Raw genomic sequence first — 17,798 nt, 5'->3', positions numbered from 1 at the left:
GCGTTGCGCCCGCCGCCTCCGGGAGGGGGCGCCGCCGGGCCGTCGTTCGCGCGTGCGGCGTCCCCGGTTCCGGCGCTGCCGGCCTCACGCGAGGCGCCGCAGGTCCTCGGGGCGGTCGATGTCGTACGGCCGGGCCACGTCCGAGCACTCCACGAGGGTGAGCGCGTCGTGGTGCGCCCGCAGGTAGGCGCGGGCCCCCCGGTCGCCCGTCGCCCGTGCCGCGGCCTCCGCCCACCGGTCGGCCCCGATCAGCACGGGATGGCCGCGCCGGCCGTCGTACGAGGCCGCCGCGAGCGAGGCGCGGGAACGGCATGCCGACCGCACCCGTGCCACCGCCTCCGGGCCGATGCCCGGCTGGTCGACCAGGAACACGAGCGCCGCGTCCGCGTCCGTGCCGGCGAGCGCGCCGAGCCCCGCCCGCAGCGACGAGCCCATGCCCTCCGCCCAGCCGGGGTTGACGGTCACCGCGCACCCGGCGAGGTCCGCCCGGGCCCGTACCTCCTCGGCGGCGGCGCCCAGCACCACCTGGACGCGGTCGCAGCCGCCCGCCCGAAGCGCCCCCGCCGCGTGCTCCACCAGCGGGCGGCCGCCGTGCGCGAGAAGGGCCTTGGGGCGTCCGCCGAGCCGCCGCCCGCCGCCCGCCGCGAGCAGCAGGCCCGCGACCACCGGAATCCGATCCGTTCGAGTCATGCGGACTGCATACCCGCTGCCCACCCGGAACGCTTGTGCGGATCCCACCCGAACGGCGGCCTCGAACGGCGTTCCCGGCAGGGCCCTCGAACGGCGTACGAGGGTCCGGGCGTCCCGGCCGCGCGAGCGGAGCGCGGCCTGGGACGGCGGTGCCGGGAGGGGCGATGACCTGGGACGGCGGGGTCCACAACGCGCCGCGCGGATCACTCGTACGGGACCGCCGAATTCTGTCCGCGGAGTGGCGCACGGCACCCGCGATGGCGTTAACTTGCGGGAACCCCCGGACACTTGGCAGCGATCCGGGACCCGGTCGGAACACTGGCACACGGACGTGCGAGGGGGAGTGCTTTGTTGCGAAGCGTGGGACAGACGCGGGTGACGAGCAGCGGTGAAGACCCGAGGGTGACGGAGCTGCGCACGGCCGTCTCCCGGCTCCGCAGGGAACTGGCGGGACACCCCTCGGAGTTCCCCGACCGCGGCATCGCCGAGGACGAGCTGGCGGCCCTGGACGCGATGGCGATCAGCGGCGAGCCGGAGATCCCGCGGCTCCGGCGTTCGCTCCTGCTGATCGCCGGGGCGATCGGTTCGATGAGCGCGCTGGCCGCCGCGCTCAGAGACGTGCGGGTGGCCGTGGACCTCTTCGGCGAGCCGCCCCGCGGCTGACCGGCCGGCGGACGCGGCGGAGCCGACGGCGCCGGGACGCCGGTCAGCGGCGGATGAGCCGGCGCGCCGTGGCCGCGGCGACCGCCGAGGTGCGGGAGTCCACGCCCAGTTTCGCGTAGATGTGCACCAGGTGGGACTTCACCGTCGCCTGGCTGAGAAAGAGCCTCTTGCTGATCTGGAGGTTCGACAGACCCTCCCCGACCAGGTGCAGCACTTCGAGCTCGCGCCTGGTCAGGGCCTGCGCCGGGGTCCGCATGCGGTCCATCAGCCGGTGGGCGACGGCCGGCGCGAGCGCCGACCGGCCGGCCGCGGCGGTGCGGACCCCCGCCGCGAGCTCCTCCGGCGGCGCGTCCTTCAGCAGATAGCCGGCGGCGCCCGCCTCCACCGCCGCCAGGATGTCGGCGTCCGAGTCGTACGTGGTGAGGATCAGCACCCGTGGCGCGTCCGGCCGCGCCGTGATCGCCGCGGTCGCCTGCGAACCGTGCATGCCCGCACCGAACTGAAGGTCCATCAGGACGACGTCGAAACCGCCGGTCGCGGCGAGCGCCACGGCCCGCTCGGCGGTGGCCGCCTCGTCGACCACCCGGAAATCGGGCTCGGCGTCGAGCACGGCCCGCAGCCCCGCCCGTACCACCGGATGATCGTCGGCGAGCAGCAGCCTGATGGGGCCGGTCATGCCGCCGGGAGCGGTCATGTCGCTGGGGTCGGTCATGCGGCGTCCTCCTGTCCGGTACGGCCGTCGGGGAGCGGCAACGGGAGGGTGAGGGCGACGGCGGTGCCCTCACCCGGCGCCGACTCGACACTCAGCGTGCCGCCCAGCGAACGGGCCCGGGAGCGCATCGCGGGCAGCCCGAAACCGCCCGGCCCGGCGTCGTCCGCCACCGCGCCGGCGCTCCCGGGCACGAACCCCCGGCCGTCGTCGACGACGTCCAGCGACACCGATGTGTCCATGAAGCTGAGGGTGATCTCGGCGCGCCGCGCCCCGGCGTGCCGCACCGTGTTCGCCAGCGCCGACTGGGCGGTGCGCAGCAGCGCCACCTCGTACGGGGTGGGCAGTTCCACCGGGGAGCCGCTGACCGCGAACTGCACCGTGAGACCGGGGGCCGTGGTGCGCGACGACAGGCGTTCCAGGGCCGCCGCCAGCGAGCCGTTCTCCAGATCGGGCGGCGACAGGGCGCGGACGAAGCGGCGGGCCTCGGCGAGATTGTCCTGGGCGGCCTCCCTGGCCCGGCGGACGTGCGCGGCGGCGGGGGAATCGGCGGACAGGCCGCGCTCGGCGGCCCGCAGCAGCAACTGGATGCTGGACAGGCCCTGCGCCAGGGTGTCGTGGATCTCGCGGGCCAGCCGCTCCCGCTCGGCCAGCGTGCCCGCCGCCCGTTCCGCCTCGGCCAGCTCCGCCCGGGTCGCCACCAGCTCCTCGATCAGCGCCCGGCGCCGTTCGCTCTCCCGGAACAGCGCCTCGTAGCCGAGGACCGTGGCGACGGCCACCGCCGCGCCCAGCAGCGGACCGAGGAACGTGCCGGGCGTCGCGGTCGGGCTGTGCAGCAGGAAACCGGCGATGGCGGCGCCCGCGGTGACCACCACGGTCGGCAGCGCCCAGCGGATCCGCAGCAGATGCAGTTCGAGGAAGTACAGCGGGAAGGCCACCCACAGGGCGTCCGGCGACAGGACCAGCAGGGTCAGCCAGACCGCGCCCAGCAGCGCCAGCCAGAGCGCGGCGGCGGGCGAGCGCGGTCGTACGGGCGGAGCCAGGGCGCCCGCCGCGTACCCGGCGGCCATCACGGCACTCACCGCGACGATCGCGGCGGTGCGCGGGGAGCCGTCGCCGAGCGCCCGCACCGCCACGAGCGCGAGCAGGCCCACCAGCAGCGCGTGCAGACAGAACCGCAGCGCGGCGGTGACCGGGGGGTGGGTGCGGGAATCCATGACGCGTCCAGCGTAGACGGGAGCGGACCGGGCGCGGTCAATCGAAAGGTTGATGCCGAAGCCCACCGGCGAGCGATGCCCCCGGCGGCCCGTGCGCCGAGGCTGGGGGCATGTTCGTCGCATGGAGAGATCTCCGGTTCGCCCGGGGAAGGTTCGCGCTCATGGGCGCCGTCGTGGTGCTGATCACGTTGCTCGTGGGCCTGTTGTCGGGGCTCACGGCCGGACTGGCCAGGGAGAACACCTCGGCCGTGACGGGGCTGGACGCCGACCGTCTGGCGTTCGCCGCGCCGCCCGACGGCCGATCGGTGTCCTTCACCGATTCGGTCGTCCCCGAGAGTGCCTGGCGCGGCTGGGCGGAGCGGCCCGGGGTGCGCCGCGCCGAGCCGCTCGGCATCCGCACACTGGAGGCGTCCGCCGGGACGGGCGGGCGCACGGCCGCGGTGTCGGCGTTCGGGGTCGAACCGGACGGCGGCCTGGCCCCCGGCGGCGCGGGGCGCGTCGGAGCGGGCGCGGTGGTGCTGTCCGAAGGGGCCGCCGACGACCTGGGAGCGGGCGTCGGGGACCGGTTGCGGCTGGCCGGCACCGAGGTCACCGTGGCCGCAGTCGCCGGGGACGCCTCGTACAGCCACACCCCGGTCGTGTGGACCTCGCTCCAGGACTGGCAGCGCCTCGGGACCGGCGGCGCCGACCGGGCACGCGGGGCCACGGTGATCGCCCTGACGACCACCGGCGACGCGGACATCGCCGCGGGCGACCGGGCCGCGGGCACCCGCACGCTCACCCTGGCGGACTCACTCACCGCCATCGGCTCCTACCAGGCCGAGAACGGCTCGCTCCAGCTGATGCGCGGCTTCCTCTTCGCCATCTCCGCCCTGGTCGTCGGCGCCTTCTTCACCGTCTGGACGATCCAGCGCAGCGGCGACGTCGCCGTGCTCAAGGCGCTCGGCGCCTCCACGCCTTATCTGCTGCGCGACGCGCTCGGACAGGCCGTCGTGATGCTCGTCGCCGGGACGGGGGCGGGCACGGCGCTCGCCGCGGGCGTCGGCGTGCTGATCGGCGGCGGGGACGTGCCGTTCGTCCTGGACGCGGCGACCGTCCTGGTCCCGGCCGCCGTCATGACCGTCCTCGGGGCCGCCGGTGCGGCCCTTTCCATCCGGCGGATCACCGCCGTCGACCCGCTCACCGCGCTCGGGAGTGCCCGATGACCCTCGCCCTCACCGATGTCACCCTCACCTACCCGGACGGCGACGGCAGGCTCACCGCCCTGGACCGGGTGTCGCTGGACGTGCCCGCCGGCTGCCTGACGGCCGTCGTCGGACCGTCCGGTTCCGGAAAGTCCAGCCTGCTGGCGGTGGCCGCGACCCTGGTCACCCCCGACGAGGGACGGGTCGTCGTCGCAGGCGCGGACGTCACCGGACTCGGCCGGGCGCGGCAGGCGGAGCTGCGGCGCGAGCACGTCGGCATCGTCTTCCAGCAGCCGAACCTGCTGCCGTCGCTCACCGCGGTCGAGCAGCTCCAGGTGATGACCCATCTGTCGGGCGGCTCCGCACGCGGCGCGCGGGAACGGGCGATGGAGCTGCTGGACGCGGTCGGCCTCGCGGACCGGGCCGGGAACAGGCCCCACCAGTTGTCGGGCGGACAGCGTCAGCGGGTGAACATCGCCCGTGCCCTGATGAACGAACCGGCGCTTCTGCTCGTCGACGAGCCGACCAGCGCGCTCGACCACGAGCGCGGGGCCGCCGTGCTGGACCTGCTGATCACGCTGACCCGGCAGCGGTCCACGGCGACCGTGCTGGTCACGCACGACCGGACGCATCTGGACCGGGTGGACCGCACCGTCACCATGCACGACGGACGGCTGACGGCCCCCGCACCGGCCTGAGCGGCCCGGCCGCCCGGCATGCGCGGGAGGCAGGCCGGCGCGGGAGGCCTGCCGCCCGGACGCGGGCCGTGCGGGGGCCGGCCGCACGGGTGGCCGTGGGCCCCTTCGCCGGGGAGCCACGGCCTCGCCGTGCCGCCGCCGCGGCGTGCCCCCGCGACCCCGCCGTCGGGGGCGGCGCGGCAGGTCGTGGCACCTCGCGGCACGTCTCGGCGCGCCGCGAGGCGCCACGCGTCCGTGCACGCCGGGCTCAGCCCGCCATGCCCGCCGGGCTCAGCCCGCCATGCCGTTGCCGGCCAGGGACTCGGACAGCTCCTTCGCGGCCTGCTGGAGGATCGGCACGATCCGCTCCGTCGCCGCCTCCGTGACCCGGCCCGCCGGACCGGAGATCGAGATCGCCGCGGCGGTGGGGGAGTCGGGGACCGGGACCGCGAGACACCGCACCCCGACCTCCTGCTCGTTGTCGTCCACCGCGTAGCCGACCCGGCGGACCTGCTCCAGCGCCTCCAGGAAGCCGTCCGGCGAGGTGATCGTCTTCTCGGTGGCGGCGGGCATCCCGGTACGGCCGAGCAGCGCCCGCACCTCCTCCGGCGGGGTGTGCGCCAGCAGCGCCTTGCCGACGCCCGTGGTATGCGGCAGCACGCGTCGGCCGACCTCGGTGAACATGCGCATCGAGTGCTTGGACGGCACCTGCGCCACGTACACCACCTCGTCGCCGTCGAGCAGCGCCATGTTCGCGGTCTCGCCGGTCTCCTCGACCAGCCGGGCGAGGTACGGGCGGGCCCACGTGCCGAGCAGCCGGGACGCGGACTCGCCGAGGCGGATCAGCCGGGGGCCGAGCGCGTAACGCCGGTTCGGCTGCTGGCGCACATAGCCGCAGAGCACCAGGGTGCGCATCAGCCGGTGGATCGTGGGCAGCGGAAGCCCGCTGCTCGCGGAGAGCTCGCTCAGCCCGACCTCGCCCCCGGCGTCGGCCATCCTCTCCAGCAGATCGAAGGCACGCTCGAGGGACTGCACTCCGCCGCTGGAGGCGGCGGGCTTGGAGTCGGATGTGCTGGCGTGGGACGGCGGCACGTCAACGGTCCTTTCGGGGCGGAAGAGCGGGCGCCTCGCCCGGGCGAGGCACCCCGCAGCCTACCGGGCGGTCCCCGATCGGCCCACCGCTCCGGGTGGGGCGTCCTGGCCGGTCAGGGCCCGTTCGCCAGGGCGTCGCGGGTCGGTGCGGAGGGTCTCGGGAGGGGGTGCTGAGCCCATCGTACGTTCCGAAGGTCGAAATCATCCTTCCGAGTTATGGAAATTACGTGAGTGCGGCGGAGGGGTGCGGCGGGCGGGTGGAACGCGGCGGGCGGGGTCTTGACGGGGTCGCGCCCCGCGTGAAAACTCCTTCAACAGTTCGTTGAATTTCTCGATGGCCAAGGGTCCGGAGTGAGGAGCACGGCGTGTCCGGTGCGGACGTGAATCTGGTACTGCGCTCGACGCGCGTCGTCACCCCGGACGGGACGCGTCCCGCGTCGGTCGCCGTCGCCGGCGGGATCATCGACGCCGTTCTGCCCCATGACGCCGAGGCGCCGGCCGGCGCCCGGCTGGAGGACTTCGGCGACGACGTGCTGCTGCCCGGACTCGTCGACACCCATGTCCATGTGAACGATCCCGGGCGCACCGAGTGGGAGGGCTTCCGCACCGCCACCCGGGCCGCGGCGGCGGGCGGCGTCACCACCCTGATCGACATGCCGCTCAACTCCCTCCCGCCGACCACCACCGTCGGCCATCTGCGGACCAAGCGGCAGGTGGCCGCGGTCCGGGTGCACGTCGACACCGGTTTCTGGGGCGGGGCCGTGCCGTCCAACGTGAAGGACCTGCGGTCGTTGCACGAGGCCGGGGTGTTCGGCTTCAAGTGCTTCCTCTCGCCCTCCGGCGTCGACGAGTTCCCCGAGCTGGACCAGGAGCAGCTGGCCCGTTCCATGGCCGAGATCGCCGGGTTCGGCGGTCTGCTGATCGTGCACGCCGAGGATCCGAGCCACCTGGCCGCCGCCCCGGGGCGCGGCGGCCCCGCGTACGCCGACTTCCTGGCCTCGCGGCCCCGTGACGCGGAGAACGTCGCGATCGAGGGACTCATCGCACACGCCCGGCGGCTCGACGCCCGGGTCCACGTCCTTCACCTCTCCTCGGCCGACGCGCTGCCGATGATCGCCGCCGCCCGGCGGGAGGGGGTCCGGGTCACCGTCGAGTCCTGCCCGCACTTCCTCACGCTCACCGCCGAGGAGGTCCCGGACGGGGCGACGGAGTTCAAGTGCTGCCCGCCGATCCGGGAGGCCGCCAACCGGGACGCGCTCTGGGCGGGACTGGCCGACGGGACGATCGACTGCATCGTGTCCGACCACTCGCCGTGCACCGCCGACCTCAAGACGCCGGACTTCGCCTCCGCCTGGGGCGGGATCTCCTCCCTCCAGCTGGGTCTTCCCGCCATCTGGACCGAGGCCCGGAAGCGGGGGCACTCGCTCGACGACGTGGCCCGCTGGATGTCGTCCGCCCCCGCCGCACTGGCCGGGCTGACCAGCAAGGGCGCCGTCGAGGCCGGACGCGACGCCGACTTCGCGGTGCTGGACCCGGACGACTCGTTCACCGTCGACCCCGCCGAGCTCTTCCACCGCAACCAGGTCACCGCCTACGCGGGCAGGACCCTGTACGGCGTCGTGCGGTCGACCTGGCTGCGCGGCGTGCGGGTCGCGGCGAACGGCGTCTTCACCGAGCCCTCCGGCCGGCTCCTCGAACGGAACCGCGCCGAGAGGGCGCGCGGGTAGCGGACCACTCGGCCGTACGGGAGAGGCGGGCGTGCGGGGCGGGCTGGAGGGCCGGGCGTACGGGCATACCCGACGAGTCGGAGCAGATCACTCATGAGACCCTGATGTCATGATTTTCATCGCCGTCAAGTTCACCGTTCGTCCCGAAGAGCGCGACAACTGGCTCCCGGCCGTCGAGGACTTCACCCGTGCCACTCGTGACGAGCCCGGCAACGTGTTCTTCGAGTGGTCGACCAGCGTCGACAACCCCGACCAGTTCGTCCTGCTGGAGGCGTTCGCCTCTCCGGAGGCGGGGGCGGCCCATGTGAAGTCGGCGCACTTCACGGCCGCGATGGACCGGATGGCCGACCTCGTCGCGGACGTCCCGGAGATCATCAACGTCGAGGTGCCGGGCCAGGGCTGGTCCCGGATGGCGGAGGTCGCTCCGCGCTCGCGGTGACCCGCGCCCGGGCGTGACCCCGCGCCCGGCGTGACCCCGCCCGGCATGACCTCGCGCCCGCGGTGACCCCGGTCGTGGTCTGACCGGGCGCCCGTGACGACCCCGTGCGCGGCGCGGGCCAGTGAGTGGTCCGCGCGCGCCGGAGCGGTCATGGTTCGAAAATTTGTTCCCGTCGAGTCGACGAGTTTCGGCCGGCCGCCCGGTCGGAAGAGGGCAATGATCTCTTCAGCCGGGGCCGGCGGCAGGGCCGGGACCGGGTCCACGACCAGGAGCAGTGCCATGGGGAAACTGACCCTCACCACCTTCCTCACCCTCGACGGCGTCATGCAGGGCCCCGGAGGACCCGACGAGGATCCCGGCGACGGGTTCGCCCACGGGGGCTGGCTGGCGCCGTTCGCGGACGAGGACATGGGGCGGTTCATGTCCGAGGTCTTCGACCGCTCCGCGGCGTTCCTGCTGGGCCGCCGCACCTATGACATCTTCGTCGCGCACTGGCCCAAGGTGACCGACCCCGGCGACCCGGTCGCCGCCCGCCTCAACGCCCACCCCAAGTACGTCGTGTCGACCACGCTGAAGGACCCGGACTGGCGGCACACGACCGTCGTCTCCGCCGACGTACCCGCCGAGGTCGCCCGGCTCAAGGAGCGGACCGAGGGCGGCGAGCTCCAGATCCACGGCAGCGGCGCGCTCGCCCGCTCCCTGATGGCGCACGACCTGATCGACGAGTACAACCTCCTGATCTACCCGGTGGTGCTGGGCCGGGGGCGGCGGCTCTTCCCGGACGGCGGCCCGCCGACGTCCTTCGAGCCGACCGGGGCGCGCACGACCTCCAGCGGGATCGCCATCCACACCTACCGGCCGGTCGGCCGCCCCCGGTACGGATCGCTCGCCCTGGAGGACTGAGCCTCCCCGGACGGCCGTGCCCGGGCCGCCGGGCGGCATGGTCAACCCCGTTGCCGCGCCGCCCGGTTCGCCCGGCGCGGCGGGTCCGCGGACCGAAGTGATCGGAAACGGCCGTGCGGGTACGGAACCGCCGTAGGGTGAAGCGGTCGATCTCCAGTGATCGGACCGATCAGACCGGGAGGGGCGATCCCATGCACGACGTCAGCAGCCATGTCGATCTCGACCTGCGGGAGGTCCGGGACTTCACCGCGAACCCCTATCCGTCCTACGAGAAGCTGCGCGCCGAGGGGCCCGTCCACACCGTCCGCACCGACGAGTTCGAACGGGTCTGGCTCGTCGTCGGGTACGACGAGGCCCGCGCCGCCCTCGCCGACCAGCGGTTCTCCAAGGAGTGGCAGGGCCGGATGGACTGGCCCGAGGGAAACGACCCGATCTTCGCCAACATGCTGGAACTGGACGCCCCGCGTCACACCCGGTTGCGCAAGCTGGTCACCCGCGAGTTCACCGCGCGCCGGGTCGAGTCGCTGCGCCCGCGCGTCCAGCAGATCACCGACGAGCTCCTGGACGCGATGGTGCCCGCCGGGCGCGCCGACCTCGTGGACGCGCTCGCCTTCCCGCTGCCGATGACCGTCATCTGCGAGCTGATCGGCGTACCGGACCTGGACCGCAACGCCTTCCGCCGGCTGTCGAACGCCATCGTCACCCCGACGTCGCCCGATCAGGAGATCGAGGCCGTCGCCGCCATGGGCGCCTACCTCGGCGAACTCATCGAGGACAAGCGGCGCTCGCCCGGTGACGACCTGATGAGCGCGCTGGTCAGGACCCGCGACGAGGAGGGCGACGCGCTGTCGCCCGAGGAACTCGTCGGCATGGCGTTCCTGTTGCTCGTCGCCGGACACGAGACCACCGTCAACCTGATCTCCAACGGGGTGCGGGCCCTTCTCGACCATCCGGACCAACTGGCCGCGCTCCGCGCCGACTTCGGCCTGATCGACGGGGCGGTCGAGGAGATGCTGCGGTACGACGGCCCGGTGGAGACCGCCACGTTCCGCTTCCCCCGCGAACCGGTCCGGATCGGCCGGCGGGTCATTCCGGCGGGGGAGCCGGTGCTGGTCTGCCTGGCGGGCGCGGACCGCGACCCCGCCCGCTACCCCGAACCGGACCGCTTCGACATCCGCCGCGAGACCCAGGGGCACCTGGCCTTCGGCCACGGCACGCACTTCTGCCTGGGGGCGCCGCTGGCCCGGATGGAGGGCCGGATCGCGATCCGTACGCTGCTGGAGCGGTGTCCGGGGCTCGCGCCGGACGAGGAGGCGGCGCGGCCGGACTGGCTGCCGGGCATGCTGATCCGCGGGGTGCGCGCCCTGCCCGTCCGCTGGTGACGAAAGGGAGTCCGTCATGACCGAACTCGACCTGGACACGGCGCGGAAGGTCCTCGACGACCAGCCGTTCAGCCGGCTCGTCGGCGCACGGATCACCGCCTTCGGGTCGGGCGCGGCCACGCTCGAAGTGGACATGCGCCGGGAACTCCGGCAGCAGAACGGCTTTCTGCACGGCGGCGTGCTGGCCTACGCGGCCGACAACGCGATCACCTTCGCCGCCGGGACGACCCTGGGCCCGGCCGTGCTGACCGGCGGCTTCTCCATCCAGTACGTCCGGCCCGCCACCGGCCGCACCCTGATCGCCCACGCGGAGGTGGCGCACAGCGGCCGCCGCCAGGCCGTGGTCCGCTGCGAACTCTTCGCGGCGGGGGAGGAGGGGGCGAGGACGCTCTGCGCCGTCGCCCAGGGCACGGTGCTCTCCGCCGCGCGGAACTGACGTCCCGTCGCGAGTGCCGGGGACCTCGGTTCACCCCGGGGCGCGCGTCCCGGACCGCCCGGCCGCCCCGTCGGAGACCTCCGCGATCTCCACGGGGCGCCGCTCCCGGCGGGACGTCTCGCACGCCTCCGCGACCAGCAGCGCGCGCCACGCCTCCCGGCCGTCGCAGGGGTTGGGCAGTTCGCCCCGCACCAGCCGCAGGAACGCGTCCAGCTCCGCCTCGTACGCCGGGGCGAACCGCTCCAGGAACCCCGGCCAGGGCCGGGACGGCGCGGCCGGACCGCCCGGCTCCGCCGAGGCGACGGGCGTGCGGTCGTCCAGGCCGACGGTGATCTGGCCGGTCTCGCCCGCCAGTTCCATGCGCACGTCGTATCCGGCGCCGTTGCATCGGGTGGCCGTCGCCGTGGCCAGGGTCCCGTCGTCCAGGGTCAGCAGCGCCGCCGCCGTGTCCACATCACCGGCCGCCCGGAACATGCCGGGCCCGGCATCCGATCCGGCCGCGTACACCTCCGTCACCTCCCGGCCCGTCACCCATCGCAGCATGTCGAAGTCGTGCACCAGGCAGTCCCGGTACAGCCCGCCGGAGAGCGGCAGATACGCGGCGGGCGGCGGCGCCGGGTCCATGGTCATCGCCCGCACCGTGTGCAGCCGGCCCAGCGAGCCGGACCGCACGGCCTCGCGCGCCGTCCCGTACCCCGCGTCGAACCGGCGCATGAAACCCATCTGGAGGACGCTTCCCGCCTGCTCGACCTCGCGCAGCGCGCCCAGCGTCCCCGGCAGCCCCAGCGCGATCGGCTTCTCGCAGAACGCGGGCAGCCCCGCCCGCGCCGCCCGCCCGATCAGATCCGCGTGCGCCGAGGTGGCCGAGGCGATCACCACGGCGTCCACCCCCGCCCCGAACACCTCGTCCGCGCTCTCCGCGCGCGTCGCGCCCACGCGGCCGGCGACCCGGGCGGCCCGCGCCCCGTCGAGATCGGTCACCACCAGGGCGTCCACCTCCGGATGGCGGGCCAGCACGCCCGCGTGGAAGGAGCCGATCCGGCCGGTGCCGATGAGTCCGATGCGCATGGACTCAACGTGCCGCCCGGCACCCGCACTGTCAACTATATGTCCGGACAAACTCCGGCTTGTTCGGTGGTCATGCTGTCCGGACAACCGGATGCCCCGGCAATCCGACGTCATGACCATCGGGCATCATGACTTCCGGAGGTTCTGACATCGGCGTTACGCTCCACGCGTGCCCAGACCCGCCACCGACCCCGCCGCGCTCGAACTCGGCGTGGACCGCTCCAGCCCGGTCCCGCTGTACTACCAACTGGCCCGGCAGCTGGAGGCCGCCGTGGAGCAGGGCCGACTCGCCCCCGGCAGCCTGCTCGGCAACGAGATCGACCTCGCCGCCCGGCTCGGCCTGTCCCGGCCCACCGTCCGCCAGGCCATCCAGTCACTGGTCGACAAGGGGCTGATGGTCCGCCGCCGCGGCGTCGGCACCCAGGTCGTGCACAGCAGGGTCCGGCGGCCGCTCGAACCGAGCAGCCTCTACGACGACCTGGAGGCCGCTGGCGGGCGCCCCGCCACCCGGGTCCTGCGCAACACCGTGGAGCCGGCCGGGCCCCGGATCGCCGAGGCGCTCGGCGTGGCGGAGGGCAGCGAGGTCCGCCTCGTCGAACGGCTCCGGTACGCGCACGACGAGCCGCTGGCGCTCCTGCGCAACCACCTGCCCCCGGGAGTCGTCGACCTGGACACCGCGCGGCTGGAGTCCACCGGCCTCTACCGGATGCTGCGCGGCGCCGGGGTCGCCCTGCACAGCGCCCGCCAGACCATCGGCGCCCGGACGGCGACCGCCGAGGAGGCCGTCCCGCTCGCGGAGACCGAGGGGGCCGCCCTGCTGACCATGGAACGCACCGCCTTCGACGACACCGGGCGCGCGGTCGAATTCGGGTCCCACCTCTACCGGGCCTCCCGCTACTCCTTCGACTTCCAGCTCCTCGTACGGTGACGACCGTCACGTGCGGGACCCCCGCCGCGGGCGGCGGACCGGCCGGCCGGGGCGTCCGGCCCGGCATCGGCCGGAACGCCGACGACCGTCACGCGCACCGTTGACGGCGGGGCCGCCCGCCGCTACAACTGCGGTCGGGGCGGCCGGACACGGGACCTTCCGGCCCGTCCGCCGCCCCGGGAACCACGCACCGCGGCGGGAGGGACACCCGCCCCGCGCCGCGCCCGCGGCCCCTCCCGCACCCCGCCGGGCACGCCCCGCGTCGACCCGGGCACCCCGCCCTGCCGGGCGGCCCCGTCGTCGGCTCGGGGATACTTGGCCAGCCGGGCCGGGGCGGAAAGCTCCCCGGCGACCACAGGGCACAGCGAGCAGCACAAGAAGGGCACGGCGTCGTGGCAAGGGTTCGGACAGGGGTACGTGCGATGGGCGCCGTGCTTGCGGCGGTGCTCGCGGCCTCCCTCGCGGGATGCAGCAGCACCGGTGGCAAGCGGGCGGAGGAACGCGCGGCCCGCGCCGCCGCCGAAGGCCGCGCCGCGGTGGACACGCCCCGCTGGACCTTCGCCATGGTCACCCACTCCGGCGACGGCGACACCTTCTGGGACATCGTCCAGCGCGGCGCCGAGCAGGCGGCCGTCAAGGACAACATCAAGTTCCTCTACTCGCACCACGACGAGGCGCAGCAGCAGGCCCAGCTGGTCCAGGCCGCCATCGACCAGAAGGTCGACGGGCTGATCGTCTCGCTCGCCAAGCCCGACGCGATGAAGGACGTCGTCACCAAGGCCGTCCGGGCCGGCATCCCGGTGGTCACGGTGAACTCGGGCTCCGCCGAGTCCGAGCGGTTCGGCGCGCTCGGCCACATCGGCCAGGACGAGTCCATCGCGGGCGAGGCCGTCGGCGACGAGCTCAACGCGCGCGGCCGCAAGAAGGCCCTGTGCATCCTGCACGAGCAGGGCAACGTCGGCCACGAACAGCGCTGCGCCGGCGCGCGGAAGACCTTCGACGGGAAGATGGAGAACCTGTACGTCGAGGGCACCAACATGCCCGACGTCCAGTCGTCCATCGAGGCCAAGCTCCAGGCCGACAAGAGCATCGACGCGGTCGTCACCCTCGGCGCGCCCTTCGCGGACGCCGCCGTGAAGGCCAAGCGGAGCGCGGGCAGCGGCGCCGAGATCGACACGTTCGACCTGAACGCCAAGGTCGCCGCCGCGCTCCAGGACAAGTCCCTCGGCTTCGCGGTCGACCAGCAGCCCTACCTCCAGGGCTACGAGGCCGTGGACCTGCTCTGGCTCTACCGGTACAACGGCGACATGCTCGGCGGCGGCCGCCCGGTACTCACCGGCCCGCAGATCGTCACCGAGAAGGACGCCGCCGCGCTGGCCCCGTACACGAAGCGGGGCACCCGATGAGCGCGGCGGCGGATCCCGCGGTCCCGGCGGGGACCGACGAACGGCTGCTGCGCACCTCCCCGCTGCGCAGGCTCCTCGGCCGCCCCGAGCTCGGCTCGGTCGTCGGCGCCGCGGCCGTGTTCGTCTTCTTCGCGCTCGTCGCGGACAGCTTCCTGCGCCCCGCCAGCCTCGGCACGGTGCTCTACGCGGCCTCCACCATCGGGATCATGGCCGCCCCGGTGGCGCTGCTGATGATCGGCGGCGAGTTCGACCTCTCCGCCGGGGTGCTGGTCACCAGCTCCGCACTGGTCTCCTCGATGTTCAGCTACCAGATGACCGCCAACGTCTGGGTCGGCGTCCTGGTGTCGCTGCTGGTCACGCTCGCCATCGGCGCGTTCAACGGCTTCATGCTGACCCGGACGAAACTTCCCAGCTTCATCATCACGCTCGGCACGTTCCTGATGCTGACCGGCCTGAACCTCGGCTTCACCAAGCTGATCAGCGGAACCGTGTCGACCAAGACCATCGGCGACATGGAGGGCTTCGACTCGGCCCGCCGGGTCTTCGCCTCGCAGTGGACGATCGGCGGCGTCGAGTTCAAGGTCACCATCCTGTGGTGGGCCGTGCTCGTCGCGATCGCCACCTGGATCCTGCTCCGCACCCGCTTCGGCAACTGGATCTACGCCGTCGGCGGCGAGGCCGACGCGGCCCGCGCGGTCGGCGTCCCGGTGATCCGCACCAAGATCGGGCTCTACCTCGGCGTCGCCTTCGCCGCCTGGGTCTCCGGGCAGCACCTGCTGTTCTCGTACGACGTGGTCCAGTCCGGCGAGGGCGTCGGCAACGAACTGATCTACATCATCGCCGCCGTCATCGGGGGCTGCCTGATCACCGGAGGCTACGGCTCCGCGATCGGCTCCGCGGTCGGGGCCGTCATCTTCGGCATGACCAGCAAGGGCATCGTGTACGCGCAGTGGAACCCGGACTGGTTCAAGTTCTTCCTGGGGGCCATGCTGCTGCTGGCCACCCTGCTCAACGCATGGGTACGCAAGCGCGCGGAGGCGACGAAATGACGGCCCCCCAGGCACCGGCCGGCCCGGAGACCTCCCGCCGGGCCCTCGTCGAGCTGGACCGCGTCAGCAAGTTCTACGGCAACATCAAGGCCCTCGCGGACGTCTCGCTGGAGGTCCACGCGGGGGAGATCTCCTGCGTCCTCGGCGACAACGGCGCCGGCAAGTCCACCCTGATCAAGATCATCGCGGGGCTGCACCGGCACGACGCGGGCTCCTTCCTGATCGACGGCGAGGAGACCGCCCTGGTCAACCCGCGCGACGCCCTCGACCGCGGCATCGCCACCGTCTACCAGGACCTCGCCGTCGTCCCTCTGATGCCGGTCTGGCGCAACTTCTTCCTCGGCTCCGAGCCGACGACCGGCGCGGGCCCCTTCAAGCGCCTCGACGTACGGCTGATGCGCGAGACGACCCGCGCCGCCCTGCTGCGCATGGGCATCGACCTGCGCGACGTGGACCAGCCGATCGGCACCCTGTCCGGCGGCGAGCGCCAGTGCGTGGCCATCGCGCGGGCCGTGCACTTCGGCGCCAAGGTCCTCGTCCTGGACGAGCCGACCGCCGCGCTCGGCGTCAAGCAGTCCGGGGTCGTCCTCAAGTACGTCGCCGCCGCCCGCGACGCCGGTCTCGGCGTGGTCCTCATCACGCACAACCCGCACCACGCGTACCTGGTCGGCGACCGTTTCGTGCTGCTCAAGCGCGGCACCATGGCCGGCAGCCACACCCGGGCGAGCATCACGCTGGACGAACTGACCCGCCAAATGGCGGGCGGGAGCGAGCTGGAGGAGCTCAGCCACGAGCTGGAACGGGCCCCGGGCCCGGACCGCCCGGAGCCGGGGGAGCGTCCCTAGGCCGGTCCCGGCACGGCCCGGCGCCCGCCCGCCACCGGCCCGGCCGCCGGCGGGCGCGCCGTCCGGGGGGTCCGGACAGTGGCAGAATCGAGCCCGACGGGCGCAGTCCGCCGCCGGGAGCACCCGCCCCCGGCTCCCCGACCCCGCAGGGACGATGAGCACGTACCGCGACTTCACCCACCGCGGCTCCGCCCGCGCCACCGTCCTGCGGACCGTGGGCACCCGCGAGCGCCGCTCGCACCTCACCGCGCCGAGAGTGCCCACCGTCGGCATCGACATCGGCGGCACCAAGGTGATGGCCGGCGTCGTCGACGCGGACGGGAACATCCTGGAGCAGCTGCGCGCGGAGACGCCGGACAAGTCGAAGAGCCCCAAGGTCGTCGAGGACACCATCGTCGAGCTGGTCCTCGACCTCTCCGACCGGCACGACGTCCATGCCGTCGGCATCGGGGCGGCCGGCTGGGTCGACGCGGACCGCTCCAAGGTGCTGTTCGCCCCGCACCTGGCCTGGCGCGACGAACCGCTGCGCGACGCCCTCGCCTCCCGCCTGGTCGTCCCCGTCATGGTCGACAACGACGCCAACACCGCCGCCTGGGCGGAATGGCGCTTCGGCGCGGGCCGCGGCGAGGACCACCTCGTCATGATCACGCTGGGCACCGGCATCGGCGGCGCGATCCTGGAGGAGGGCCGGGTCAAGCGCGGCAAGTACGGGGTCGCCGGGGAGTTCGGCCATATGCAGGTGGTGCCCGGCGGACACCGCTGCCCGTGCGGGAACCGCGGCTGCTGGGAGCAGTACAGCTCCGGAAACGCCCTGGTCCGCGAGGCCAAGGAGCTGGCCGCCGCCGACTCCCCGGTGGCGCACGGCCTCATCGAGCGGGTCAAGGGGAACATCCCCGACATCACCGGACCGCTCATCACCGAGCTGGCCCGCGAGGGCGACGCGATGTGCGTCGAACTCCTCCAGGACATCGGCCAGTGGCTGGGCGTCGGCATCGCCAACCTGGCCGCCGCCCTCGACCCGTCCTGCTTCGTCATCGGGGGCGGCGTCAGCGCCGCCGACGACCTGCTGATCGGCCCGGCCAGGGACGCCTTCAAGCGGCACCTCACCGGCCGCGGCTACCGCCCCGAGGCCCGGATCGCCAGGGCGCAGCTGGGCCCGGAGGCGGGCATGGTCGGCGCGGCCGACCTCGCCCGGCTGGTGGCCCGCAGATTCCGCCGCGCCAACCGCCGCCGGGTCGAACGCTACGAGCGGTACGCACAGATCTACGACCAGGCCGCGAGCACCATCCGCAACACGCGCAACACCCGGACCTCCTAGGGGGTGTCTGACGAATACCTGCGGCGTCGCGGGGTCCGGCACGCACGCTCGCGGCGTTGCCGAAC

The 17,798-nt window shown here is 73.8% G+C and carries 18 protein-coding genes; 13 read left to right on the top strand and 5 right to left on the bottom strand.

The window, feature by feature from the left end:
• Window positions 1-84: 84 nt before the first annotated feature.
• Window positions 85-690: a nucleotidyltransferase family protein gene (locus WA762_RS22375; RefSeq protein WP_335937816.1), complete on the bottom strand. Its 606-nt coding sequence runs from the start codon at window positions 688-690 to the stop codon at window positions 85-87.
• 360 nt (window positions 691-1,050) lie between these two features.
• Between WA762_RS22375 and WA762_RS22370 the strand changes: the two genes are divergently transcribed.
• A complete protein-coding gene (locus tag WA762_RS22370) occupies window positions 1,051-1,353 on the top strand; it encodes a DUF5955 family protein (protein WP_335937815.1) in 303 nt (100 codons plus the stop codon).
• A gap of 43 nt (window positions 1,354-1,396) precedes the next feature.
• Here the strand turns inward: WA762_RS22370 and WA762_RS22365 are convergent, their stop codons facing one another.
• A complete protein-coding gene (locus WA762_RS22365; protein ID WP_335937913.1) occupies window positions 1,397-2,029 on the bottom strand; it encodes a response regulator transcription factor in 633 nt (210 codons plus the stop codon).
• Window positions 2,030-2,061: 32 nt separating this feature from the next.
• Window positions 2,062-3,279, bottom strand: a complete 1,218-nt coding sequence (locus tag WA762_RS22360) for a sensor histidine kinase (protein ID WP_335937814.1) — start codon at window positions 3,277-3,279, stop codon at window positions 2,062-2,064.
• 110 nt (window positions 3,280-3,389) lie between these two features.
• On the opposite strand from WA762_RS22360, the gene WA762_RS22355 reads away from it, so the two are divergent.
• Together WA762_RS22355 and WA762_RS22350 are read left to right on the top strand one after the other, a co-directional pair.
• Entirely contained in the window at window positions 3,390-4,484 is a 1,095-nt protein-coding gene (locus WA762_RS22355) for an ABC transporter permease (protein ID WP_335937812.1), read from the top strand.
• Window positions 4,481-5,161, top strand: coding sequence for an ABC transporter ATP-binding protein (locus WA762_RS22350; RefSeq protein ID WP_335937811.1), 681 nt, complete (start codon window positions 4,481-4,483; stop codon window positions 5,159-5,161). Before WA762_RS22355 ends, WA762_RS22350 begins: the two co-directional genes overlap by 4 nt.
• A 270-nt stretch (window positions 5,162-5,431) precedes the next feature.
• Here the strand turns inward: WA762_RS22350 and WA762_RS22345 are convergent, their stop codons facing one another.
• Window positions 5,432-6,232: an IclR family transcriptional regulator gene (locus tag WA762_RS22345; RefSeq protein ID WP_335937810.1), complete on the bottom strand. Its 801-nt coding sequence runs from the start codon at window positions 6,230-6,232 to the stop codon at window positions 5,432-5,434.
• 365 nt (window positions 6,233-6,597) lie between these two features.
• Between WA762_RS22345 and allB the strand changes: the two genes are divergently transcribed.
• From allB to WA762_RS22320, 5 genes are all read left to right on the top strand, one after another.
• Complete coding sequence (gene allB / locus WA762_RS22340; protein ID WP_335937808.1) at window positions 6,598-7,959, top strand: allantoinase AllB; 1,362 nt, start codon at window positions 6,598-6,600, stop codon at window positions 7,957-7,959.
• Window positions 7,960-8,068: 109 nt separating this feature from the next.
• Window positions 8,069-8,398 carry a putative quinol monooxygenase gene (locus WA762_RS22335; protein WP_335937806.1) on the top strand — a complete coding sequence of 110 codons (330 nt, stop codon included), beginning with the start codon at window positions 8,069-8,071 and terminating at the stop codon, window positions 8,396-8,398.
• A gap of 279 nt (window positions 8,399-8,677) precedes the next feature.
• Entirely contained in the window at window positions 8,678-9,301 is a 624-nt protein-coding gene (locus tag WA762_RS22330) for a dihydrofolate reductase family protein (RefSeq protein ID WP_335937804.1), read from the top strand.
• Window positions 9,302-9,492: 191 nt separating this feature from the next.
• The gene (locus tag WA762_RS22325) at window positions 9,493-10,683 is read left to right on the top strand and encodes a cytochrome P450 family protein (protein WP_335937802.1); all 1,191 of its coding nucleotides are present in this window, start codon (window positions 9,493-9,495) and stop codon (window positions 10,681-10,683) included.
• A gap of 16 nt (window positions 10,684-10,699) precedes the next feature.
• Window positions 10,700-11,119: a PaaI family thioesterase gene (locus WA762_RS22320; RefSeq protein ID WP_335937800.1), complete on the top strand. Its 420-nt coding sequence runs from the start codon at window positions 10,700-10,702 to the stop codon at window positions 11,117-11,119.
• A gap of 30 nt (window positions 11,120-11,149) precedes the next feature.
• Here WA762_RS22320 and WA762_RS22315 read toward each other — a convergent pair whose 3' ends face one another.
• The gene (locus WA762_RS22315; protein WP_335937798.1) at window positions 11,150-12,187 is read right to left on the bottom strand and encodes a Gfo/Idh/MocA family protein; all 1,038 of its coding nucleotides are present in this window, start codon (window positions 12,185-12,187) and stop codon (window positions 11,150-11,152) included.
• 169 nt (window positions 12,188-12,356) lie between these two features.
• Between WA762_RS22315 and WA762_RS22310 the strand changes: the two genes are divergently transcribed.
• The 5 genes from WA762_RS22310 (at window position 12,357) to WA762_RS22290 (ending at window position 17,733) form a co-directional block, all read left to right on the top strand.
• Entirely contained in the window at window positions 12,357-13,115 is a 759-nt protein-coding gene (locus tag WA762_RS22310; RefSeq protein ID WP_335937796.1) for a GntR family transcriptional regulator, read from the top strand.
• 392 nt (window positions 13,116-13,507) lie between these two features.
• Window positions 13,508-14,521, top strand: a complete 1,014-nt coding sequence (locus WA762_RS22305) for a sugar ABC transporter substrate-binding protein (RefSeq protein ID WP_443080650.1) — start codon at window positions 13,508-13,510, stop codon at window positions 14,519-14,521.
• Complete coding sequence (locus WA762_RS22300) at window positions 14,518-15,570, top strand: ABC transporter permease (RefSeq protein WP_335937794.1); 1,053 nt, start codon at window positions 14,518-14,520, stop codon at window positions 15,568-15,570. The genes WA762_RS22305 and WA762_RS22300 overlap by 4 nt, the downstream gene beginning before the upstream one ends.
• Window positions 15,567-16,415, top strand: a complete 849-nt coding sequence (locus tag WA762_RS22295) for an ATP-binding cassette domain-containing protein (RefSeq protein WP_335937793.1) — start codon at window positions 15,567-15,569, stop codon at window positions 16,413-16,415. The genes WA762_RS22300 and WA762_RS22295 overlap by 4 nt, the downstream gene beginning before the upstream one ends.
• Window positions 16,416-16,569: 154 nt before the next feature.
• Window positions 16,570-17,733 (top strand): ROK family glucokinase, encoded by a 1,164-nt coding sequence (locus tag WA762_RS22290; RefSeq protein WP_335937791.1) that lies wholly within the window; start codon window positions 16,570-16,572, stop codon window positions 17,731-17,733.
• Window positions 17,734-17,798: the final 65 nt, after the last annotated feature.

The sequence above is a fragment of the Streptomyces tyrfis genome, from assembly GCF_037034285.1.
In the GTDB taxonomy this organism is placed as follows: Bacteria; Actinomycetota; Actinomycetes; order Streptomycetales; family Streptomycetaceae; genus Streptomyces.
Note: the sequence above shows the minus strand (reverse complement) of the source record. Positions and strands in the feature narration are given on the sequence as shown.